The organism is Akkermansiaceae bacterium (assembly GCA_017798145.1).
Lineage (GTDB): Bacteria > Verrucomicrobiota > Verrucomicrobiia > Verrucomicrobiales > Akkermansiaceae > Luteolibacter.
This window is the reverse complement of the sequence record CP059069.1, coordinates 843292-866700: the sequence shown is the minus strand read 5'-3', so window position 1 is coordinate 866700 and position 23409 is coordinate 843292. Positions and strand designations below refer to the sequence as shown.

Sequence of the window (23409 nt, the reverse complement as noted above, 5' to 3'; positions counted from 1 at the left end):
ATGCTAGGCCGCAACATAGGCGACGAAGCCGAAGAACCCGTCAATGTCGATCTCTCCTCGATGATAGACTGCGTGTTCATCCTCCTCATTTTCTTCATCGTCTCGACCGTATTCGTCGAGGAAACGGGGGTGAAGGTCAACAAGCCGGATGTCGGCGGGGCGAGTGCGCTTGAAAAAAACTCCATCCTGCTGGCTGTCACCGCCGAGGACAAGGTCTTCTACGGTGGCGAGAGTGTCGGCGTTCAAGGCGTGATCGGGAAAATCAAACCCCTTCTCACCGAGACGCCTGACATGTCCGTCATCATACAGGGCGACAAGGAATCCACCCACGGAATCGTCCAGCAAGTCCACGGACAGGCGCTCCTTGCCGGTGCAATGAAAGACAAGATCTCCGTTTCCACGAAATAATGGATCGCCACGTTTACAGACCGCCCAGAGGCAAGTTCACCGGCATCTTTGCCGTGATCGGCGGTTTTGTGGCGACCATTGCCGTCTTTGTGGCGATCCCGCTTTCCCAGAAGCTCAGCCAGTTCCTCGACCGCGACCAGGGCGAGCCGCCGGAGATCGTCGTCGAGCCGCCGGAGGAAATGGATTTCGAAACCGAAGAGCCGCCCGAGGAAATCGAGGAGGAACCCGAGCCGGATGAAATGGTGGAGGAAGCCAACGACCTCGATCTCGGCATCGATCTCGGAGACCTGACTGCCGGATCGGGCGGGGGGTTCGTGATGGACATTCCGAATTTCTCGATGAAAGGCGGCGATGACGCCTTCGGAGGCGATCTCGATGCGCCGCCGCAGCCTGTCAGCAAGATCCCGCCCACCTATCCCAGTTCCCTCCTCAGCCAGGGCAAGGGTGGCAGGGTTCTCGTTTCCTGCACCATCGATGCGGCGGGCAAGGTGATCGCAACCTCGATCAAGCAGTCCTCCGGCCACCCCGATCTCGACAAGGCGGCGATCAATGCGGTCAACCGTTGGAAGTTCAAGCCCGGCACCCGTGGCGGCAATAAGGTCAAGTCCGTCGCCCTCGTCCCATTCAATTTCGAAGTCAAAAAAGGATGAAAACAAAGCTTTCAGGAAATCTGCGCCTATCCGCTTGCATCCCCCTCTCCTCTCTCCCGCTTACCATGTTCCGGTTCATACTACCTACGATTTTCCTCAGCACCATCGTCTCCCATGCCGAGCGTATCATCCCTCCGGCCAACCTTTTCCGCGACCCGACCTTCGTCCGAGACTTCGTCGGCAGCTACGGATTCCTCTCCGATGTGGAGCCGAAGGTCTCCAACGAGGAGCAGGCACTGCTCGTCACGGTGCGTGAAATGTTCGATGGCGGTCGTTTCCGCGAGGCGGAGCAGGAGATCGTCCGCTTCATCCAGGTCATTGAGAACCCAAGCGATCCCGAGGTGCCCAAGGGAGAGATCAGCCCGGCGATGGTTTTCGTCTTGGGCAACCTCTACTTCCAGGCGGATCGCACCGACGAGGCGAGTCGCGCATTCCTAGAGGCGATACGCCGCTTCCCGCGCTTCCGCCGCGCCTACACGAACCTCGGTTACCTCTACATTTCCAAGAACATGACGGAGGAAGCGCTGCCAATGCTCCAGAAGGCCATTGAGCTGGGCGAGAATTCCAGCCGCGCCTACGGACTGCTCGGCTATTGTCACCTTCAGAAAAAGAACGCGCTCGCCAGCGAGAACGCATACCGCCAGGCATACCTGCTTGACCCGAATTCCCGCGACTGGAAGCTCGGCCTCGCACAGGCATTGATGGCGCAGGACAAGTTCCTCGAGGCATCCAGCCTGATCGGCTCCCTGATCGAGGAGAACCCGAATGAAAAACAGCTCTGGCTCCAGCAAACCAACGCCCTCCTCGCCATGGAGCGCAAGGATGAGGCTGCGGTGAACCTGGAGGTGCTGCGCCTCAAAGGCCTCGCCGATGAATCGAACCTCAACCTCCTCGGCAACCTCTACATGGATCGCAACGAGCCGCAGCTCGCTCTCTACGCCTACCTCGCCGCAATGGATAAATCGGATGAGCTCGACATTCCCCGCACCCTGAAATCCGCGAAAATCCTCAGCGACTACGGCTACCCGGACAAGGCGGACGATTTCATCTCCCAAGTGCGCAAGAAGGCCGGGGAGAAAATATCGGAGGAGGGAAAAGTCAGCCTGATGCTGACCGAGGTATCCGTCGCCCAGGCAAAGCGGCAGCCGGATCGGGTCGAGGGCCTGCTCATCCAGCTCATCGCGCTGCAGCCGACCAATGGCGAGGTTCTGCTCGAGCTGGCGCGGCACAAGGACCTGATTTCCCGTGACGAAGAGGACGGCGAAAAACGCGCGGAACTCGTCGTTGAAGCGAGGACAAACTACCAGCTCGCCGCCCGCATCGAATCCGTCGCCTACCCCGCAAACCTGGGGCTGGGCCAGATGCTCGTCCGCGAGCGCCGCTATGTGGAGGCGCTGCCGAACCTGCAGGCCGCCCTTGCCCTCAAGAAAAGCGATAGCCTTGAGCAGTATGCATCCCGCGTCCGCCGCGCCGCCGACAGGCAGGAGGACAGGGCCAAGAAGGAGGAACAGGAATGATGAGGCTCGCAAGGCTCCTTTTGCTAACAGCATCGCTGGCCTCCGCGAACGAGGCTCTGGATGTGCTTGAGGGAAAGGTGGATGCAAACAGCATCCTGCTCCCACCGCGCGAGACCCGCGAAGGCGCGGAAGCTGGTGAGGAGCGCGTGGAGAACCTGATCTACCTGGAGCCGGAGTGGGCGGCCAGTCCGCTGGATGCCATCTGGTCGCGCTCGGTTCTCTACGATTCCGCCGCAAACCCATGGATCCAGCAGGTCGCGATCTCCGGTTACTTCGATTTCCAATCCGGTTTCGGAAGCGCGGAGACAGATCCATCCGGCGCCATCCCCGCGAGGGACACTGATCTCGATGGCACCCGCACCCGTCGCGCGAGGCTTGGCGCGCGCTTCCGCGCCTTCAACAACACCGAGATCGAGGCGGTCGGAGAATTCGCCGGCGATTCCGATTACCGGGGCATCGAGCGTCTCAAGGCATACACCCGGTTCTCGGATACGACCGGTGTCACCTACGGGAAATTCCGCCCGAACTTCGGCACCGAGTCCCGCACCGAGCCGCAGCTTTCCCCATACCCGGGTCGCAGCATGCTCACGAACCTGATCTCGCCCGCCAGTTCCCTCGGTGTCAGCTTCCACCGCGCAGGGCAAAATTTCGACTACGACATCGGCTGGTTTTCCGGGGATTTCGACCCGAACATCCCATCCATCCGAGGCGATGGCTTCCTGAACCTCAGCATCTCCCGCAGCTTCGTGGAAAAATCCGGCGACACGCTTTCAAAAGTCCGCTGGCATGCCGACTACATCCATAACTTCGATGCGGGACGTTCCAACCCGATGGGTTACGAAATCGCCGGGAAACGCTCCGCGAACGGCAACCAGCTCATCGTCCAGAACCCCTCCTACCGACATCTCTTCTCCACCGGTGTCCGCATCGACTCGGATCGCCACTCATTCATCGGGGATTTCCAGCTCGCAAGGGGGGACACCACCGCCTGGGGGCTGACCGCCGGAGCCACCTATTGGGCAATCCCCGGCACGCTCAATCTCGTCGGCCGCTATCACTACGCGGGATCGGACGATCCGGGGGCGCTCGTCTTCGCTCCGGGGAATTCCGGCGATCTTCTCTACGACAGCTCACCTCTTTTCATAGGCAACGAGTACCACTCCCTCTACCTCGGAGCGAACCTCCACCTCTACAAGGACAGCCTGGTGATCCGAAACGGCCTCGAATACGGGATCATCACAGACGATGCCGGTGCGGGCTTCAACACCGATTCCTTCACATGGCAGTCCGGCGCCTCCATCTCCTTCTGAAATCTAACCAAAAATGCAAACGACATGAAAGCAACCCTCCTCGCACTCGCACTCATCACACCTGCCTTCGCCGCAGGGTTCGATACCGAAGGCTTCGGCCAGAGCCTGAACGGCTGGAAGAAAAACGGCACGGCGCTTTATGATTTCACGGACGCCACCTACCGCACCCATAAGCCCACCATCACGGACACGCCCGGCGGCGGGATCTTCGTTTCCACCCAGGTGGATCTCGTCCTTTTCGGTGACAACGGCGCTGTCTCGCACATCGACATGACATTCAGCTCCGGCGGCATGCTGCTCAGCGCGCAGCTCCGCTCCACGGTAGGCAGGAAAACGATAGACACCGGAATGGTCAGGCGCCCGGAGCCGCCAGCCCAGCCGGTTATGGTGGAAGGTCAGCCAGCGCCCAAGGTGCCGCGCTTCGATGCCACCGAGGAACTGATCTTCGATCTTTTCAGCCGCTTCGATGTGGAGATGCGCAAGGTTTCCGAGGGCAAGGACGCCGAGAAGCGCGACCTCCTCAGCCGCTTCAGCAACAAGAACGCGAAAAGCGCAAACCTCGCCGCCGGCCTCCGCCACAACGTGAACCTTATGCTGAAAAGCGCCCGGTAGCCCCAGCCAACTCCGGATCCCTATCTGGCGGAATAGCGGCCTCCGCACCTTGAGATCTTCACCGCCACGAAATCCGCATTCGGCAGGATTTTCTTCTCCACCTTCACATCCACGGATTCCAGCGGATAGGTGGAGAGGAGAAACTCGGCAACATCCGTGGCAAGCGTTTCTATCAGATTCCGTGGTCTCGCGACCGCGAGCGCCACGATCCCAAGCGAGACCCCGTAATAATCGACCGTGTTCTCAACCTTGTCCTGCAGCCCCCGGAAGCCTTGTCCGGGACGCATCCAAACACTGACCCACAGCCTTTGTGCGACCGCCCGCTCCTCATCCGGAACGCCGATGTGGGTCTCAACCTCCAGGCGGCGGATCTCGATCTCATCGGCTTTCATGCGAGCAGTTTCTCTTCCAGCACCTTTTCCAAAAGGATTTTCGTCGCCTTGTTCAAATCCAGCCTGAAAGCGTCATCTGGCGTGACCCATGCATACTCCTCAGCCTCGTCGTTTAGCGTCACTTCGTGCGAATCCGCTTTCGCGATGTAGTTGATCAGCAGGAAATGCTCGGGGCGGATGAACTGCGGCGAGTCTATGCTTTCCTGTACCATGACGAAACGAATGTCGGAAATTTCCAGCGCGGTCTCCTCCATCATTTCCCTCCGCAAGGCATCCTCGCAGGTCTCCCCACGTTCGATCTTCCCGCCGGGTATGCCCCATTTGTTGCTCCACTTGTGGGTGCGTATCATCAGGATTTTCCCCGCGCCATCATGGATCAGCGCCCCGACTGTGGCCACCGGCCTGTCCGCTTTCCGCTTGTCGAACATCTTCACCAGCACCCCGAGATCCGGCACGGTGATATCCGGGCGGACACCCGCCAGCACCTCCGCATGATGATATCCCGTCAGCACGGCGATGGAGGAAATCCCGCCATGCTTCGCCGTTTCCACATCGTGTGTCATGTCGCCCACAAAGGCCGTTTCATCCTTGAGCAGACAGTGCGTCTCCAGGATCTCCGCGATCACCTCGCGCTTGTCCAGCACGCCCGCGTAAGTCTCCTCAAAGAAATCCTTCATCCCGAAATCCACGAGTTGCCTGAGGAATGCGTCTGCATCCATCGAGGTCAGCACGAACATCCGCAGGCCCCGCGACTTCGCCCATTCCAGCTTCTCGCGGGCATGCGGCAGCACCGTCACGAGGCTCTCCGCTCCTTCGAAGGCCGGGCGGAAATGCGCTTCCAGATCCTCCAATGCGATACCTGGCAGAACCTCCGCGTAGAACTCCCGGTAAGGCAGCCGGAAACTGCGCCGGAATCCCTCCCTGTCATAGGGCGCGATCCCGTATTTCCCCAGCACCGCATTCGTCGCCTCGATCACAGGCCCCATGTCGTCCACCAAAGTCCCGGACCAGTCGAATATGAGATTCTTGAACATCGTTCTGTAAACGCAAGGTAGGTTTCCCACATGAGAATGACAAGCCTGAGCCCGCCACCGCCTCGCGGGTTCGCTCTTTTCCCGGAGCCGCGTTCTCCGCAGCGTGAATTCCAATCAGCTCAAAGCCCGAGGCGCGTCGCGTGCCAAGACGCCTCGGCGCGGGAGGAAATCCCCAGTTTCCGGTAGGTCGCCTTGATATGGCTTGCCACCGTGGACTCGGCGATGCCCAGGGCCACTGCCGCGTCACTGTTCCGGCATCCGCGAGCGATGAGGGCCAAGGTTTCCTTTTCCCGCTCGGTGAGCGCGGAATCGCAATCCGCCACCGGGCCCGTGAGCCGGAAATGCTCCATGATACGCCTCGCGACAGAGGGCGAGAGCGCTGGGACTCCCTCGTTGAGCTGGATGAGTTGGCGGCTGAGTTGCTCTGCCGGTTGCTCCTTCAGGAGGTAACCTTGGGCTCCCGCAGACAGGGCTGCCACGATGTGTGCGTCGTCACCAACCACAGTCGTGATGACGCATAGCGTCTGCGGGGAATGCTCCCGCAGATGGCGCAGTATCGTGAGGCCGGAGCCGTCGGGCAATCCGAGATCGATTAACGCCAGATCCATCCCGGTTTCCGCCTCCAGCCCGGCAGCCACGCTAGCCGCCTCGCGGATCCTGCACTCGGGAAACGCGCAATGCACCACATCCGCCAGCCAGCGGCGTGTCTCCGGGATGTCTTCCACAATCAGCACGTCTTTCATTTCAAACTTTTTTTTCCTGGGGTTGGGAAGCGCATGGCGAGAAGTGTTCCACCCTGGTCATGCCTGATCTCAAGACTGCCGCGAAGTGGTTCGAGCCTCGCGCGCATGTTGGCGAGGCCGTTGCCGGATGCCGGGACCGTGGCATCGAATCCCATGCCATTGTCGGCGATCTGCAGGGAAACCCATCCCCCATGCAGCGCTATCTTCACGCTCACCTTGGTGGCGAGGGAGTGCTTGATCACATTGCTGACCGCCTCCCGTATCATCGAGCGAAGGGTATGCACGGGCAGGAAACCAAGCCCTTCGGAATCATCCGCATCACTGCTCCAGTGCAGTGTGACACCTGTGGCTGCAAGGCGCTCGGATGTTTCCATGCGCAGCTCTGCAAGCGCCTCGTCGAAGGAAGGTGCGGCGGCCGATTGGTTGTTGATCATGTCGCGGAGATCGGCCAGGGCATCCCGGATCGTGGTGTCTTTTCGTTCCGTGTCACGGCTGTGGAGAGCCGCAAGCAGCTGGGCGCCGAAGTTGTCGTGAAGGTCGCGGGCGATCCGGCTCCGCTCCTCTGCCACACCCTTCTCGTAGGCGGCATGGCTTTCCATGGCATGGCTCAGCATGGAAACCATGCCGGTGGCGAGGGTGTCATCAGCCTTGGAAAACAAGCGCCGCCCACCACCGGCAAACTCCATGGTCTGGCCTGGAAGATCGCCCACGGCGGGAACCCTTAGCATCAGCCCATCCTGCTCGATCGTCACCTCCCGCGGGACATCCTCATCCGCCCGCATGTTTAGCGGGTCGAACGTGGCTTTCAGCAACTCCTGCCAGCCCGCGCACCTACCGCCGTGGGTCGGAGGGGCAAGTGCCACATCGATGATGCGCCCGAACAAATCCTCGTGGCTAAGAGCAGGTTTTCCCCTCATCCATCCCCAGACCCACCCACGCAGCGGTAGCCAGACCACCCCGCAGATGACCAGCGTCAGGGCAAGTGAAAGTCCGGAGTGAAAATGGAATCCGAACAGGAACATCAGATCCAGCGAGATCAGCAAGAGCACGGATAGGGTCCACCAGACGATGCGCCGCCACCATTCACCAAGCTCGAACAGGCGGTAGCGCAGGATGCCGAATGCCAGTCCGCCATACACCAGCAGGAAAAGCAGAAAAGCGTAGCCCTGCAGCGGCGAGGTATCCACCCCGAAAGTCTGGGGCAGCAGGATGAACAAGGCGAACAAGCACGTTCCCAGCATCCAGGAGAGCAGGAACCATTGCAGGGCCGCCCGGGCCACCGGATCGCGCCTCGTAAGGTACCAATGCACCGCTGCCAGGGCGAAAGTAGTGAGCACCCCCAGCATCACCAGGAAACGCCGGGCGAAGGTCATCGATTCGAAAACCCCCACCTGCTGCATCACAAACCATGCGATGTAGAGCGCGACCACGCCCAGGCCCACCCATGCCGGTGCGAGGCGCCGCGGATAATGCAAAAGCAAGGCCACGAAACTCGCGGCGAACAAACTGCCACCCAGGAAATTCAAATCACTCGCCCATTGGAGCATGGTTCCCGGCACCGCCAACTCGCGGGTGGTGTAAACCGCGCCCGCCGGCGCGAACAATAGGGTGGCCGCCCCGCTCAGCAGCAGATAGCGCGCGCTCGCCTCCCTTGGAAGGAAGGCAAACACCGCTGCGGAGACCAACCAGGCGATCAAGCCCACCGCGATCTGAACCCAGAAATCCGGCGGCTGTGATGTCAGCGGCCGCCCATCCTGATCCGGTGAAACCTCATAACGACGCCCACGATCATCGGTGAAAACGACTTTTTCAGAGTGTTGGATCCCCGCCAGACGCTCCTGCCTGTCCAGGAATCTCCGGTATGTGCCGTAATCGCCCATCATTCCGTCCGGCTCTACCACAAGATCCAGTTTCTCCAATACCATGGAGTCCGCTGAATCCGAAAGCTCTAACACAACAGTGCCTGCGGGAAGCGCCGACCCCGGCCCCTCGGAAGAGACTACCACCGCCCCCCTGCCATCTGCTGTCGGAGCCAGCTTGATCCCCAGCCACGGCTGATGTTGGGCGAGCCATACAACCGTCGCACACACCGCAAGCCCGATTCCAACTGCGGCGGCTAGGACGGTGATGGGAGAGAGCTTGAATGAATGCGGCATGTTGGGAGCGTTATGCCCCGACCGGTTCTATGATGTTCCACCCCACTTGTAAAATCCCCTGTTCAGAGGATACAGGCGCCCGGCGATCCTGTTAGTGTCCATGCGGCCGTGGTTGTGAAAGATGCCGCTTTCCCCCACTTTCCGCCACTTCGGACTAACAGAACCGCCCCTCCCAACATGAAATCCATTTTTTGCATCTTTGCATTGCTGTCTGCGCCGCTTGCTTTTTCATCCCTCCCGCCAGGTGTCACCCCGGAGCCTGCCCCGTCCACTGCAAACGGATTGTCGGGCGGGCCGTTCTACTTCGAGCTCACGGGATCGACTTCAGGTCTCGTCTGGGGTACGGATCGCTAGTGGGTGAATTCGACGATCGCTACGGCGGCCGTCCATGCGGGGATTTTGGGGAATGGAGAATCCGGGGTGATCAAGCTTACCCTCACTGGGAACCAGACATTTGCGGCTTCCACGCAGAACGGGATCTCCTCATCTGCGTTCACATTCGCGCAGCCGGGCTTCGGAATGGAGCGGGTGATTTCACGATCACATCGCAGCCGCAGGGAGCGGTGAGGGATGCCGGAGGCAGAGCTACACTGACTGTGGGTGTGAGTGGCGCTGGGCAGGCCTTCCAGTGGTATCGGGGGCATCCCGGGGATCTCACCCAACCTGTCGCTTCGGCGACCACTCCTAGCCTTACGGTGGTTGCTGCGGATCCGCCGAGCACCTATTGGGTTCTGATCACCAATGCTTCCGGGAGCCTTGGGAGCCGGGGGGCGACTGTCGCCGCGAGGGTGACGGGAACGCCTGAGGGGTGGCAGGATTTCACGGTGAACCTGCCTGGTGTGCCGTCTTCTGCGGACCAAGCTTCGCTGCTCCATTTTGGAAACGAGCTATATGTGCTGGGCCAGACGGGCGTTTACCGCTCGACGAACCGGGGAGACACGTTCTCTGCGATCAGCGGCGTTTCTGGGACAAGTGCCTATGATCTCTCGATAAGCCCGTTGCGTTTCGTGAAAAACGCGAACAGTTTCATTTATGTCGGCGATGCGAGGAATGCGGCTTCCAACACGGAGAACTACACCCCGCTGCACCGCCTGTCCGCCGGCCAGACGGTCTGGACGCAGGCCTCCCAGGTGAACCTGCCGGATACGGTTTTCACGGACTCGGTGGACGATGTGGCCTATGATGCGGCGACAGGTAGCTACTACGAAGCTAGTAATTTCGCGGGCTGCTATTACTCGGCGGACGGGCTGGCATGGGAGGAAAGGCGCGTCGGCCTGCCCACGCAAGGGACGGGAGGCAGCGGCCAATTCGCAAACGCGACATCCGTTCTGGTGAGGAACGGGAAGGTTTTCCTGACAGTGCAGCACCCCTCCGATGGTGGTGTTTTCACATCAACCGACCAGGGCCTGACATGGCCCCGGAAAACAGCGCCTCTCACCGGATTGACCCGTCTCTTCGAGCAGGACGGGCGGGTGATGGTGGCCGCATCGGGTCCCACGACTGTCACTGATGGCACCTATGTCAGCGATGACAATGGGGAGACTTGGGAGCGGCGTCCTTTCCTCGGCATCCTTTCACAGATCCGTGGAAATGGCTCGCTGCTGGTAACGACTCCGGCGGTTTTCGGTAACCAGGATCTCCGGTTCTCGACGACGCGTGGGGATACCTGGGATGAGATCGACAGATTCACCACGGAGAATTACACGGAGCGTTATTTCCTCAATGGCACACTGGATGTGAGTTTCGCAAATACCACGGTGTTTGCCGAAAGGCCTGACGGGACGATCATTGCCTGGGGTGCTGCAAGCGGAGGATCGATTTTCTCCCAAAATGGCAACTTGGTTTCGAATTTCACCGTCCCGACTGTCGGAACCGCGGTCGTCACATCCATGCTGGCATTGGCGGATGGCTCGACCCTCATGGGCGGGTTGTTCCGACTCCCCGGTGCCAGTTCAAGCCGGGCGATCCTCAGGGTGTTGGCCGATGGCACGGTTGACGCCTCTTTCCCGCCTGTCGTGACCACCACGAATGTAACCCAGCTGAAATGGCAGTCTTCCGGAAAGATAATCTATGTGGTCGGTTCGCAGGGCATCGGACGGATCGGCATCGACGGGGTGGCTGACAGCACCTTCGCCGCAGCAGGCCTTCCTTTTTCCTCATCGATCACCGACATCGAGATACAGCCGGACGACAACATTGTGGTATGCGGATCAGGGGGCACCGTAAGATTATCCGAGAATGGTGCGGCGGATGCGACCTTCGTCCCGCTGACGGATTTCACGGGGACTTTCACCGCCGCCCGCTCTCTTGCCAACGGGAGATTGCATGCGATCGGGGCTCTAACACGCAGGGTGCCGAGCGCCACTGTCACCACGGCGATCCTTACGACGACCGTTTCGCAGCCCGGGGTCGCCGTTGCGATCACCAATTTCTACACATCCGCCGGCATACCCCCCGACCAGCAAACCGATGACGGGGATTTCGACAAGGATGGGGTTCCCAACCTTCTTGAATATCTCTATGGATCAGATCCAGGCAGCGCGACCTCCGGTGTGTCATTCGTGGGTTCGGAACAGCCGCTCACGGGGGCGGCGATCAATTCCATCGCTGCCGCTGGCCTCGACCCCGCGCAGACATATTACGTGGTGGAAATCCGGCTCCCGAAAAACACCAAGGGACTCACGCTAGCCACGGCCGCCACGGTGAACTTCCCGAATTTCACCGATGGCAGCGGAAGCATGAACGCCTATGGGCCTATCATCGACGACGGCGATTTCACCATCCAACGCCACTACACCCTCCCATCCATCCAGGCTGCCGCGAAAGCATTCTGGCGGCTTGAGGCAACGCGCTGAATAGGCCGAAGGCACATCAGGCTTCGGACGGAGGCCACCTATTTCAGCCGGATTTGCTGCTGCCGTACGTTCGGATCCAATCAACCTCCAGTTCGAATACACCGGCTTTTTTGTCCACCAATTCGAGGGTGATTCCCTGCACATTTGCGGGGTTGAATCTGATATCCCCATCCTTCAGCCGCTTGCCCCGGTAATCGCCCTTGAACGCGGAAAACGGAATTCGCACTTCCCTCCATTGGCCTTTTGCCGTGGGCAGCATAGCGGCAAAGGTGATGCCCTTGCCTTGCCAACGTGCAGGCGTGGAAAAATGCACCTCATAAGTCCGGCCATCCCCTTTGACCCGGAGGACGATTCCCTCTGCGGCGCTCAGATCGAGTTTCAGATTGCCGGAACGCACCGAGGAAAACCCGCCGTTGTTCTCCAAAGACAGTTTTCCGCTAAAATGCAGAGAGCCGTCATCCCTGATCTCCATTTCGCCTTTGGAAAGGCCTCCCATTACGCCATCATCGACGATTCGCCACCTGGGTTCTTTCGAATCATTCCGGGAAAACTCCGCAATGGATTTGACCTCCTCCGCAGAAGCGCAAAGAGCGAGCGACAGCGAAAAACATATTCCCGGGGATGTGCCGGGGATCCGGATCTTTTTCATGTGTGCCCAACATGTCATCAACCCGGCTGATCACAAATTTCATTTTGATCATTCGTTACCCGTTTGCAGTAGCGACCGCCCCCGCTCCTGTACGCCTAGGGCAGCGGGGAGGGAAGGGGGGCATGGGCTCATCGAGGATCCAACCACGGCATCCGCCGCGACGACTGCAATCTCATGCCCCTCGGGGTCGGCTGCGCCCTTTGGCTGGAGCCGTCGCGCTAAACACCACCACGGGGCTTTCCTGTGAGAATCCCCTGGTGTGATTTTTCGGTTTTCCGCTTGTGATCTGACGATTGCAAACGGTCGCCTCACTCATTCAGATTCGCCTCCCTTTCAAACTGGGAAAGCAGCTCCGGAAGCGCTAGTCGTCCGCGGGAATATTTCGCGGCGTCGGATTCGGGAAAGTCCCAGCGGCAGCGGTTGTAGCGGCGGAAGGCCTCGGGGATCTGGTTTCCCATGCGGTAGCTTTCGCCGGCCCAGAAGAGGGCTTGGGCGGTGAGCTCCTGCTCGGGGAAACGTTTCACGAAGGCATCGAAGGAGATGCCAGCACGGCCATATTCCTCGAGCTTGTAGTGGCATTGGCCGACGCGGAACGCCATCTTGGGCGTCCATTCGTGGTTGGGGAAACGCTCGACGAATTTCGCGCCCACCGAGGCGGCGACGGCGAACTCTTCTTTGACGTAGAAATGCTCGCTGATGCGGAGCATGACATTGGCGATGAGAGGGCTCTTCGGGTAGGTGGCGGCGAGTGTGACGTATGCCTCCAGCGCGTTGTCCAGTTCGCCGGCCTCCTCGTAGCATTGGCCGAGCTTGTATTGGGCGTCGGGAGCAAGGCTGTGTTCGGGGTGGTTGCGGACGATCTCCGCGTAGGCGGCGATCGCCTCGTCCCATGCCTGCATCTCCTGCGCGAACTGGCCGAGCAGGTAGGAGACGCGTGGTGCGTATTTCGGATCGGGATAATCCTCGCGGAGTTGTCGCAGGACGCGCCTGCCCGCCTCGAGGTTGGCGGCGGCCTCTTCCTTCTGCTCAAGCTTGCGGTGCCCCTTGAAGAGTTCGAAATGGCTTTCCGCGATGTGGAACTGCGTTTCCACCGCGAGATCCTCATCCTTGTAAACCTTGCTGAATGAAGACAACTCGCCATCAGTGCCGACAGCGACCGGGATCTTCCTCTCGATGATGTTCAGGCCGTCCGGTGTCTGCGGGACATTGTCGAGGTATCCTGAGGTGATCCCGTCGCCGAAGAAACACTCGATGCCCGCCTCGGGATTTCCGGGAACCGGCTTGGCATTGATTGTGAGCGGGAACGATGCGCTGAACACACCGCTATGGGAGAGCGTTTCCTCGAGCTCTAGCGTTTCGTCCTCACCGGTATCAGTCAGGATACGGACGAGCGCCTTGTCGCGCTCCGGGGAAACATCGAGGTCGGGATCCTCGAGAAGGAGATAGAGCTTGGTGCCGACATGGGCGATCTCCGCGTCCTCCAGATACTCGCTATCGGTGATCCGGAGGCTTGCGGCGGAAGCGAGAGAGGCTTTTGATGAAAGCGTTCGCTGGGCCGAATCGTCGGTGTAAGTGGCGGTGAAAACGCTGTTGCCGAGGGTGTTGAGCGCATGGAGTCCGGATGTTTTTTCCTCATCGGAGACGATCTCGCCAAAATCCGCTGCTGGCAGGGATCCGTCCTCGGGGATTTGCACAAGTCCGGCGGCGTTCCCCAGGAGCAGGGGGATCTGCCCGACGAAGCGGCCTTCGAAGAGCGCGGGGTTGCGGACTCCTTCCATGGATTCGTCGGCAGGGGCATAGGCGCGGGAGAGCTGGCAAATCACCCGGGCTTGCGCGCCCTGGTCGGTCGTGACTTCCACGGTGACGGTGCTTTTGGAGTCCTTCGCTTGGTCCGGATCGATGACCTCCACGGTGAGCGGCGCACGGTATTCGATTTTCCCCGCGTGCCCCGGCTGCCAACCGGGCTGCGCAGGGAGGATTCGCGCCGCGCCGCCGGGCGGGGTCTCGCTTTCGAGGATGCGCACGAGACCATCGCTCGGGCTGTTGAGGTAAACCACCGCCTCGCGATCCGATGCGTGCCCGGGGAAGGTGTTCTGCGTGTCCTTGTAGCGCATGTAAACCTTGTCGCCCTGCCTGACGACGAGCTTGCTTCCGTCCGCTTCGGCGGCGGTGTCGATCTCCGCGAGGAAAACGCCGGTGGATGATCCCGTTTCGGTGGCGAGGTATTTCACGGAGGCGTCGGCATTGACCTGTACCTCGATCTCGACCGTGTCGCGGTCCAATCCGGTGTCGAGATCAAAGTCGGTGATTTCCGCGACGATACGTTCTCCGGGATCGATGCGGAGCAGTTCCTTCCGGGAGCCCGAGACCGATCCGCCGCCGGTGCGCTGGAAGTCGTAGGTGATGGGGATGATCTCGCCGTTGTAGTAGGTGGCGGTGAGGGATCGTGTCAGCAGGCGGTTCGGCTGATGCCGGCCGGCGGTCAGTTCGTCGAGGTAGGAGACCTGGACGCTGTCGCCGGGAGCCAGTTCGAGGATGTCGTTGTCGGCGAGTTGGAGGACGTCCTGGGCTGGCGGGATGTGGCGGGCTCCGCCTCCGCTGATCTCGACATTGCTCACCGCGACCGCCTCGCCCCGATATTCGAGGAAGGAAAATTCAATGTGGCGCAGCTTCCGCGATGGCATGTCCAGCGTCCAGGTGTTGGCCTCCTTGTTGATCTGGTTGGTCGTGGCATCGCCCGATTCGGTCAGTCCCTCGAAGGCGGCGATGTCGAAATCGGATGCCGCGAAAGGGTGCAGCGAAACCGCAGACGAGTTGCGGTTCTCACGGGCGCGGACGGCACCGGCGGATTTCGCCTTCGGCTCGGCGATGGAGAAAACGGTGATGTGGTGGATGCCGCGCGCCACAAGGAGATCCACGCTCCGTCCATCTTCACCGGGCGGTAGCTCCAGCTTGCCATCAAGCATCAGGGCGGTCGTCCTGCCGGAAACGGAGAAGCGCATTGCGCCATCCCGCTCCTGGACAAGCGGCCCCGACCAGATCAGGAAATGGGCGTTTTCGTCCTCCTCGGGAGCCGTCCATGATATCGAGGCAACCTCTTCCTTTGTCGTCGGTTCGAGTTTCTTCGCGATGTCCGCGATCTGCTCCCAGGTGTAGTTTTCCCGAAGCTCATTCGCGGGAAGTCTGTAGGTGCGCAGGAACATCCCTTTTTCCGGGAAAGTGATCTTATCCGCGGGTGGGGGAGGGGGGAGATCCGCGAGCCGGAACCAGAACCTGCCGTCATGGCTGCCACGCACGGCCATGCGGACAGGTGCCTCGTTGTCCGCGTCGGGGGAGGTCAGGACGATTGTCGTGACGTCCCGGAGCTCCTTCATGTCGACCGTTAGGAGCTTCGGTGCCGCGCCGTCAGGCTCGCTGCGCCAAGAGCTGTTCGGATCGTGGTCGATCGCCATGAGCGGGCTGTGGTCGAGGGCGGAGTCCGATGCGCCCGCGCCGGCGGGGAGTTCGCCGGTGCGGACAGTGCCCCGGAAAATCCCGCCGTGGGAGCTTTCCTCGGAAATTTTCACCTGCACCTCGTCGCCACCCGATGCGGTGAGGCGGATGCCGACCTCGTCCGGAGCGGTCGTCACATCGCGGTCGCCATCCTTCACCTGGATGAAGATCAGGTTGCCGGGTTTCACCTGGTTGGAGGGTCGGATCGCGGAACGCGGTTTCTCCTCCTTTTCCTCATCCATCTCCTTCTTGAGATCGTCGGTGATCGTTTCCTTCGCATCGTTGGCGATTTCGGTGCTCGCGATATCCAGGCTTCCGTCGGAGGCGATGCGCAGGCGGGTGTTTCCGGGGAAGCCGAACTGGAACTCCTTCTTGAAATCTTCCGGGTAGTCCACGGTGATCGTGTCCGCGCCGGTGACCTGGAGGACTCCGTCGTTGGGTTTCGCCTCGCCGAGGACAGTGGGGATTTCCGAGAGGAAAATGCCCTTGCCCGCGCCGCCGCTTGTCAGAAATGAACGCTCCTCGTCGTTGCCCGGCTCGGTTCTGACAACAACCGGGATGCGCGTGTCGCCACGGCTGATGCCGAGATCGGGATCCTGAACCACGATGGGAAGCGCGTTCCCCGGTGTTTGCCAGACCTTGGAATCCTGGCCGAGCCGTCCGACGGTGCGTAGTGTTTCCAGCTGCGTCAGGAAACGCTGCTCGATGCCATAGACCTCGGCGAGGTTGTAGAGCGTCTCGTTGGCGAGATCCGCGTCGGGCGAGTTTTCGAGGACGGAGAGGAAAATGCGGCGGGCGTTCTCGCTGTCCTCCTGCCGCAGTGCGAGCACGCCGAGCAGGAAATTCGCGCGGATCGAGATCGCGGGCACCGGGCTTTCGGCGAGTTCCGTGAAAAGCTCGGAAGCCTGGTCGTAGACTTTCTGCGCCATGTAGGTTTCGCCGATCCCAAAGCGCGCCTCGATGGCCTCGGGCTGGTCCCTGTAGGTGTTCAGCACGGTGGTGAACTCGGCGCGTGCGATGTCGAATTGCAGGGCACGCTGGTAGTTCCTGGCCAAGAGCAGCTGGACGCGCGCCTTGTCGCGGATATCGACGTTTTCCGCCTCGCCGAATTTCATCATCCAACCACGCAGGATGTCCTCGGCCCGCTCGTGGTCTTCCGGGGTGCCCTGTGCGATGTGGATCCCGGCTCCGAAAAGCAATAGCTCGACGGGGAGTTCGGTGCGGTGGGCGTCGAAGAGCGCCTTGTTCTTGAAATAGGCCTCCTCGGCGAGTTCCGTTTCCCCGAGCCGAAGATGTAGGACGATCTGGAGCAGGGGTGCGATGGGGCTATCGGCGGGGATGTCCGCGCTGAGGCCGCCCATTTCGCCGTAAGCCTTGCGGAGCAGCGTCCGCGCGTCAGCCATCTGGTCGCCGCCGACGGAGCGGATCGTGTTGATGAGGCCGTTGAGGATGGCGGCGGCGAGGGACGGATCCTCCTTGGCCAGCGCGGCCTGCGCGAAGGGGTAGAGGCGTTCCCATGACTCGTGATGCGGCTCGCACATGAGGATGAGTTCCTGCGTTTCGAGCAGGCGGGCGAGATCGTGCTTCCTGTCGCCGATGAGCATCATCCCGGCCTCCGCACTGATGCGGCCGAGGCGGAGATCGAGTATGATTTCATAAATCCGCTTCTTGTCCGCTTCGGGCATTTCCTTGGAGTTGCGAGCGGCCTCAAGCCAGCCCCGCGCAGGCCACTCGCCCATGCCCCATTCGAGGAAAGGGTGCTGATCGGCGGCATTGCGGGATGCCGAAAGCACCTTGGCCATGGAGGCGATGTCACCGGCCTTGAAATGGAGGTCGGCGATTGCGGCGGCATAGACACCCTGGTTTTCGGTGGCAGCCTCGAGGCGTTTCGCCAGGAAATCCGCGGCCTGCGGTGCATCCATGGTGCCTGCGAGACGAAGGGTGCATGATATGGCATCGCGGTTCGCGGGATCGAGATCCATGCGTGAGCGCCACCACGCGGCGGCTTCGGTTTTCATGCCGATCTCGGCCATCAGGTCGCCGATGCGGCTGGCGTGATAGAGTGGGGATTGGCTGGCGGCGGCGGATTGGGTGATCCACGGAGCCGCCTTGCGGGTGATCGCTTCGTCCTTGGTTTCGCAGAGGCGTATCCAGTTGTCGGGATGCATCCCCACGGGTGGCAGGGTCAGGAGATGCCGGGCGGCGGCGAGCTGCTGCTCTTTTCCGGATTGGCTGGCGGCCTCCAGCCAGCGGGCGGCGGCATCGCTGTCCTTGGGGAATTCCTTGCACAGCGTTTCGTAATGCCCTGCGGATACCTCCCGCGATTTTCCGCCAAGGTGGTGGCGGTAAACATAGGAAAGGCGCGAAAGCAGGTGCCGCCGGATTTCCGCAGGCCATTGTTTGCCCAACAGTTCCTTGCAAGCTTGCCCGGAGCGGCCGCCGTCTTCCCGGGTCGCGCGCCAGAGCCTGGTGATGGCGTCCGATTGGTAATCCCGCTTCGCTTTCTGCCATTCGCGGTTGCGCTCCTTGTCGGCGGGAGCGGGGTTCCACACGCGATCCTGAAAGCCAGCGAGGTGTGGGAATTTCCCGGCGCTCTCCGTGACCTTTTTCAGGTCTTCGCGGAAGGTCTCGGACGTGGCCGAGGAATCGTAGAGGAATTTCACGATCTCCTCGGTCCAGGCATCTTCCGCCGGGGAGAGTTCCAGGAAACGTAGTGCAGCTTCGCGCGCCTTCGCGTTGTCTTTCATTCGGTCGCGATAGACATCGAGCGCGAGAACCGCACGGAGCCGTGGCGCGCCTTTTTTGTTCGCCTCGATGGCGGCGGCGAGCCCGCCCGCGGCGCGGTTGTTGTCGTCGCCGCACCACCCGGCGTATGCCCGCGCGATGTCGCGGGAGATCGCATCGTGCTTCATCACATCCTCGGCAATGCGGAGAGCTGCTCCCATGTTGCCGCCTTCCGCCGCAGCATGGGCGGAGCGGGCGAGGGGATCGTAGCGGTCTTCGCGCTGCGGGAATGCATCGGCATAGCGGCGGGCTTCGGCCTCGATTTCCGCCGGAGGGTTCTTTGCGGCAACCATCGCATCGATGAGCGCCCGGTGGCGTTCGTCGTTTCCGGGAACCAGCGATTTCCGGAAGGACGCCACCGCGTTTCCGTGTTGCCCGAGCCGGGTTTCGCAGAGGCCTTTGAGGAATGCGAGCCGCTTGTCCGTCTCCGCATCCATCGTCGCATTCCGGCGGGCCAGGGCGTTCGCGATTTTCAGGCCTTCGGCAAATTTCTCGGCGCGCAGAGCGGATTCGATCCCGCGCAAGCCTATGCCAGTCAGCTTCCCATCCACGGCGATCTTATCCGCCATCAGCGCCGCGAGCTCCGTGGCCTTGGCATAGGAATCGACCTTGTCCGTGGAAACCCACAGCCGTATCGCCGCGATTCCTTGTTCGGTCGGTGCACCATTCTGCCAAGCGAGGCCGCGCTGCTCCGCCGCCTGGGTCACCCGTCCCGTTCGCTCGTAGGCGGAGGCGATGTGATCCCTGACTTCGTCGGTCAGCGGGTTTTGCGGGAAGATATCCAGGAACTGGCGGGCGGTGGTGATCACATCCTCATGCCTGGCGGCCGCCGCGTAGCCCTTGATGAGATCAAGCGTAACCTCAGCCCTGCGGGGATGCTCCGTCTGGGCGCGCGAAAACTTCGATGCGGTGCGGATCAGGCCGAAGACCTGCCCGTCCTCCTTGTAGAGATCGATGAGCTGAAGCATCATCTCCGCCGCCGGCGGGGAAGCCTCGGCGCTTTCCTTGAGGCGCGCTTCAAGCTTCGCGGCTTCCTCCGCAGGCGCACCGCTCAGCGGCAGCGCGAGTAGGATTGCAACTGGTATGTGTGCAAATTTCGTTTTCAAAACCCCGCCTTGGTTAGTGCTTCGGCGATCTTGTGCGCCTCCTGGGAGATCTCGCTTTCCGGGTAGTCGTTGACGAGTTGTTCGAACTTTTTCCGCGCCTCGGGCTTGCGGTCGAGCTTGTAGAGGCAGCGGCCGTAGTTGAAGAGGATCACATCGAGGAAATTCGCGTCGGGATAGTCGGCGAGGACGTTTTCGAAGACATCGACGGCGCGGGCGTAGTCCTCCTTCTGGTAATAGAAAGCGGCCATCTTTGCGACCGCGTCGCCGACACGCCCGGAGTCAGGGAACTGGTCGAAGACCTTCTGGTAGGCGAGGAATGCGTTCTCGAACAGGCGGGCGGAATCGCGCTGGCCGGGCTTGAGTGCCATTTCCTCGTAGCACTCGCCGACGAAATACTGGCCCTCGCCGCGCAGCGGGCTGTTGGGGAGTTTGGCGACGCTGGTGTAGAGGCTGATCGCGCGGGCATGGTTCTCGCGTTTCCGCTCTACATGCGCCTGCTGGAGCATCGCCTCGTCCACGAAGGCGCTGGTGGGGAACTCGGCAAGCAGGCGCTTGCTCATGCCTAGCGCGAGGTCGAGCTCGTCCATCGCGAAGTAGATGCGCCAGAGCTGGACGTAGGTTTCCTCCAGCATTTTCCCGCCGAGTTTCTTCGAGTCCGCCAGGATTGTCTCGCAGGAATCGAGCGCCTCGGCGTATTTCAGGTCCGCTTTGTCGCTGAGACCGAATTCCTTGTAGTGGTTTCCTACCTCGGTGAGCGCCGTCGCTGTGCGGAGGCTGGTTTTCAGGCTCAGTTCTTCATCGGAGATCTCGGTGCGGGTGACTCGCATTTCGCCGAGGTTGCCCTCGATCACCCTTGCCTCCGCGCTGCGGACGAGCGTGCCCTCGCCGAGGTGGATTTCGTCGCGGTAAACGAGCCGGATGATCTGGCCGGGCTCCGCCGTGAGCGCGTCCCCGGTGCTGCCGGTAAGCAGGGGGATCGCGCTTCGGAAAACGCCCGGTTCATCCGATTCCTTGAGTATCACCGGCAGGCTGCGGAGCAGCAGCAGCGGATCGATCTTCGTCTTCATGTCCTCGCCGTCCGGGCCTTCGGTGAGCTCGCCGCTGGCAACGCCGCGCGCGACCTCGTCGTCGATCTCCTCCGCAGTCTTCCTGCGGAAAACCTGGATTTCTGCGGTGTGTTCGTCGGCATTTTCGCTGACATCGAGGTCGGCGTCGGTGACCTGGAGGTGAATGGCTTTCCCGATCACCGCAGCCTGGAGATCCTGGCCGTAGGAGCCATCCGTGATCCGCGGGATGCCGTTGCCGACCACCATGATTTGCTTGGTGCGGGGTTCGTCGAACGCTTTCGAGGCTGTGTGCGCGTCGGTGTAGCTGACACTGACCACGTCCCCGCCGCGCACCTCGAGGATGCCGTTGCCGGGAACGGGTGAGCCGGATGCGGTCGCGATGCTGCCGAGCGTGAGCCGTGGATGGCGTCCCACGGGATCGCAATCGACTGTTTCCTTGTCGCCGTTTTTCGTGGTGCAGGTCGCGGTGACCTTCGCGCCCGGCGGGAGGATCGCGAAGTCCTTGTCGTCGATCTTGATGTATAGCCGCTTGCCCGCCTCGACCTTGCCGTTGCGCGAGTCTTGCGGAGAGACGGCGGTGCCAACCTTTTCAAGCGCTTCGATGGCGCGGCTGTAATGACCCAGCTTGAAATGGCCGAGGCCGATGTAGTGGTAGGCTTCGTTCACCTCCGGAGCGGTGGGGAAACGCTCGATGACATCGCGCAGGACGGTGAAGCACTTGCCGTAGTTCCCCGCTTCGTAAAAGCATGCACCGATGTTCAGGAATGCGTGGGCGCGCTGGGCATCGTCCTCGTTCGCATCGCTTGCCGCGGCCTCGAAGTGGACGCGCGCCTTGTCGTAGTCCTTGCTTTCATTTAGCAAATGGTCGGCGAGCCGGAGATGCGCCTCGAAGCGGATCTTGCTGCGCGGGTAGCGCTCGACGACGGATTCCCAGATCTCCAGCGCCTTCTCGTTTTCACCGAGCTCAAGACGGGTATCGCCGGCCTGCAGTAGCTTGCGGGCGGCCCTGTCCTCGATGATCGAACCGCGCTCGGCTTTTTCCTGGGCGGAGACCGGAAGTGCCAGGATGAGGGTGAGCAGGAAAAGGGGAGAAAGTTTGCTCATTTGGGGTCAGGCAAACAGTTCGGTGATCGGTTGGGCTTCCTTTTGCAGGAGGCGCATCGGCCGGCCTTGCGGGGTGATGACCTCTTTCTGGAGATCGATGCCGAGGGCGTGGCAGAGGGTGGCGTGGAGGTCGTGGACTTTCACGGGGCGTGTGGCTGGATCCATCCCGTCCTCGTCGGAGGAGCCGATGATGGTTCCCCCGCGCAGGCCCCCGCCCGCCATCATGCAACTGAAGCAGCGCGCCCAGTGGTCGCGGCCCGCTCCGTCGTTGATGCGCGGGGTGCGGCCGAATTCGCTGAGCACGACCACGAGGGTTTTCGAAAGCAGGCCGTTTGCCTTGAGGTCGGAGATGAGGGAGGCGATGGCGGGATCCATCACCGCGCCGTGGTCGCGCATGGCCTGGAAAATGTTGCCGTGGTTGTCGAATCCGCCGCGATTCACCTGGACGAAGCGGACCCCCTTTTCCACCAGCCTGCGGGCAAGCAGCGCGCCGCGCCCGAATTCCGTGTTGCCGTAGCGGGCTATCGTCTGGGGTTGTTCCTCATCCAGCTCGAAGGCTTTGAGCGCCGGGCTTTCCATCAGGGCGACGGCATCTTTGAGCGCCGTTTCGGAGGCTTTCAGCTCGGAGGCACCAAGCGTGCCGGAAGTGCGGCGGTTCATGGCTTCCAAAACCTGGAGCCGCTGCATGCCGCGCGCGTGGCTGATGCCTTCAGGAAACGCGAGATAGGGATCCTTGTCGCCGGGGCGGCCCACGTAATACGCCTCGCATTGTTGGCCGAGATATCCGGCGCGGGACGCCTGGCCGCTGATGCTGATGAAGGCGGGGAGATCGCCGAGCGGCTCACGTTCATGGACGACGATGGAGCCAAGCCCGGGATGCAGGATGTTGGGCGATTGGTTGAAGCCGGTCTGGAGCTCGTACTGTGCGCGGCCGTGGTCGCCGTTCGTCCCGGCAATGGAGCGGATCAGCGCGGCGTGGTGCATCTGCTTGGCGAGCTGCGGGAAAATTTCCGAGATCTCCATGCCATCGACCGAGGTCTTGATCGGAGCGAACTCGCCCTGCACCTTGCGGCCGGGCTTCGGATCCCAGGTATCGAGGTGGCTCATGCCCCCACTGTTCCAGAAAAGGACGACATGCTCGGCGTGGCCTTGCCCCGGGATGGTGTCGGCCATCAGGCGGCTGATCGGCATCCCGAGCATCGAGGCGCTGAAAAGTTTCAGCATGCGGCGGCGGGTGATCTGGTAGTCGGTGCAGGGGTTCATAAAAAAATCGCTGGAGTATGATGTTTTGATACCTGAAATGCAGCCATTAAATTTCTGGTATTTTGCCCCCCCCTACCGCATCCGCCCCAACCGCAACGATCCATCCCCCCAAAAAAAGATTGGGAAAACACCAATTTTGATCCGTTTGTCACCCCGGCAAAGCCGTTGGGAAATGAAATCCCCCATGGCGCGCGCCTCGGCAGAACTTGGCGCCGAAACATCCCGAGGTGGCGTGCCAGACCCGGCTCTGGCCGCAAGCCCAAAGAC

General features: G+C 61.2%; 16 protein-coding genes. 8 read left to right on the top strand and 8 right to left on the bottom strand.

Going from position 1 to position 23409, the window contains the following annotated elements:
- From HZ994_03665 to HZ994_03645, 5 genes are read left to right on the top strand one after another with little or no spacing between them, the layout of a single operon-like run.
- Nucleotides 1–408, top strand: coding sequence for a biopolymer transporter ExbD (locus tag HZ994_03665; GenBank protein QTN31462.1), 408 nt, complete (start codon nt 1–3; stop codon nt 406–408).
- Nucleotides 408–1058, top strand: coding sequence for an energy transducer TonB (locus HZ994_03660; protein QTN31461.1), 651 nt, complete (start codon nt 408–410; stop codon nt 1056–1058). Before HZ994_03665 ends, HZ994_03660 begins: the two co-directional genes overlap by 1 nt.
- Entirely contained in the window at nt 1055–2575 is a 1521-nt protein-coding gene (locus HZ994_03655; protein QTN31460.1) for a tetratricopeptide repeat protein, read from the top strand. The genes HZ994_03660 and HZ994_03655 overlap by 4 nt, the downstream gene beginning before the upstream one ends.
- Nucleotides 2572–3885, top strand: a complete 1314-nt coding sequence (locus HZ994_03650) for a hypothetical protein (GenBank protein ID QTN31459.1) — start codon at nt 2572–2574, stop codon at nt 3883–3885. Before HZ994_03655 ends, HZ994_03650 begins: the two co-directional genes overlap by 4 nt.
- Before the next feature lie 24 nt (nt 3886–3909).
- The gene (locus HZ994_03645) at nt 3910–4497 is read left to right on the top strand and encodes a hypothetical protein (GenBank protein ID QTN31458.1); all 588 of its coding nucleotides are present in this window, start codon (nt 3910–3912) and stop codon (nt 4495–4497) included.
- 20 nt (nt 4498–4517) lie between these two features.
- Here the strand turns inward: HZ994_03645 and HZ994_03640 are convergent, their stop codons facing one another.
- The 4 genes from HZ994_03640 to HZ994_03625 all read right to left on the bottom strand — a co-directional run bounded on the left by HZ994_03640 (nt 4518) and on the right by HZ994_03625 (nt 8822).
- The gene (locus tag HZ994_03640) at nt 4518–4889 is read right to left on the bottom strand and encodes a dihydroneopterin aldolase (GenBank protein ID QTN31457.1); all 372 of its coding nucleotides are present in this window, start codon (nt 4887–4889) and stop codon (nt 4518–4520) included.
- Nucleotides 4886–5923 (bottom strand): HAD hydrolase-like protein, encoded by a 1038-nt coding sequence (locus HZ994_03635; protein QTN31456.1) that lies wholly within the window; start codon nt 5921–5923, stop codon nt 4886–4888. Before HZ994_03635 ends, HZ994_03640 begins: the two co-directional genes overlap by 4 nt.
- A gap of 119 nt (nt 5924–6042) precedes the next feature.
- Nucleotides 6043–6666 (bottom strand): response regulator transcription factor, encoded by a 624-nt coding sequence (locus HZ994_03630; GenBank protein QTN31455.1) that lies wholly within the window; start codon nt 6664–6666, stop codon nt 6043–6045.
- Complete coding sequence (locus HZ994_03625; protein ID QTN31454.1) at nt 6663–8822, bottom strand: hypothetical protein; 2160 nt, start codon at nt 8820–8822, stop codon at nt 6663–6665. Before HZ994_03625 ends, HZ994_03630 begins: the two co-directional genes overlap by 4 nt.
- Before the next feature lie 177 nt (nt 8823–8999).
- Here HZ994_03625 and HZ994_03620 point away from each other — a divergent pair, with 177 nt between their 5' ends.
- Genes HZ994_03620 through HZ994_03610 form a run of 3 tightly spaced genes read left to right on the top strand, consistent with a single transcriptional unit; the run spans nt 9000 to nt 11677 of the window.
- Nucleotides 9000–9176 carry a hypothetical protein gene (locus HZ994_03620; GenBank protein QTN31453.1) on the top strand — a complete coding sequence of 59 codons (177 nt, stop codon included), beginning with the start codon at nt 9000–9002 and terminating at the stop codon, nt 9174–9176.
- Between the two features lie 3 nt (nt 9177–9179).
- Nucleotides 9180–9389: a hypothetical protein gene (locus tag HZ994_03615; protein QTN31452.1), complete on the top strand. Its 210-nt coding sequence runs from the start codon at nt 9180–9182 to the stop codon at nt 9387–9389.
- A 35-nt stretch (nt 9390–9424) separates the two neighbouring features.
- On the top strand, nt 9425–11677 hold the full coding sequence (locus tag HZ994_03610; GenBank protein ID QTN31451.1) for a hypothetical protein: 2253 nt from the start codon (nt 9425–9427) through the stop codon (nt 11675–11677).
- Between the two features lie 43 nt (nt 11678–11720).
- Here the strand turns inward: HZ994_03610 and HZ994_03605 are convergent, their stop codons facing one another.
- The 4 genes from HZ994_03605 to HZ994_03590 form a co-directional block, all read right to left on the bottom strand.
- Complete coding sequence (locus HZ994_03605; protein ID QTN31450.1) at nt 11721–12326, bottom strand: CIA30 family protein; 606 nt, start codon at nt 12324–12326, stop codon at nt 11721–11723.
- Between the two features lie 308 nt (nt 12327–12634).
- Nucleotides 12635–19708, bottom strand: a complete 7074-nt coding sequence (locus HZ994_03600) for a tetratricopeptide repeat protein (protein QTN31449.1) — start codon at nt 19706–19708, stop codon at nt 12635–12637.
- A complete protein-coding gene (locus HZ994_03595; protein ID QTN31448.1) occupies nt 19705–21879 on the bottom strand; it encodes a tetratricopeptide repeat protein in 2175 nt (724 codons plus the stop codon). Before HZ994_03595 ends, HZ994_03600 begins: the two co-directional genes overlap by 4 nt.
- A 6-nt stretch (nt 21880–21885) precedes the next feature.
- Nucleotides 21886–23142, bottom strand: coding sequence for a DUF1501 domain-containing protein (locus tag HZ994_03590; protein ID QTN31447.1), 1257 nt, complete (start codon nt 23140–23142; stop codon nt 21886–21888).
- Nucleotides 23143–23409 lie beyond the last annotated feature (267 nt).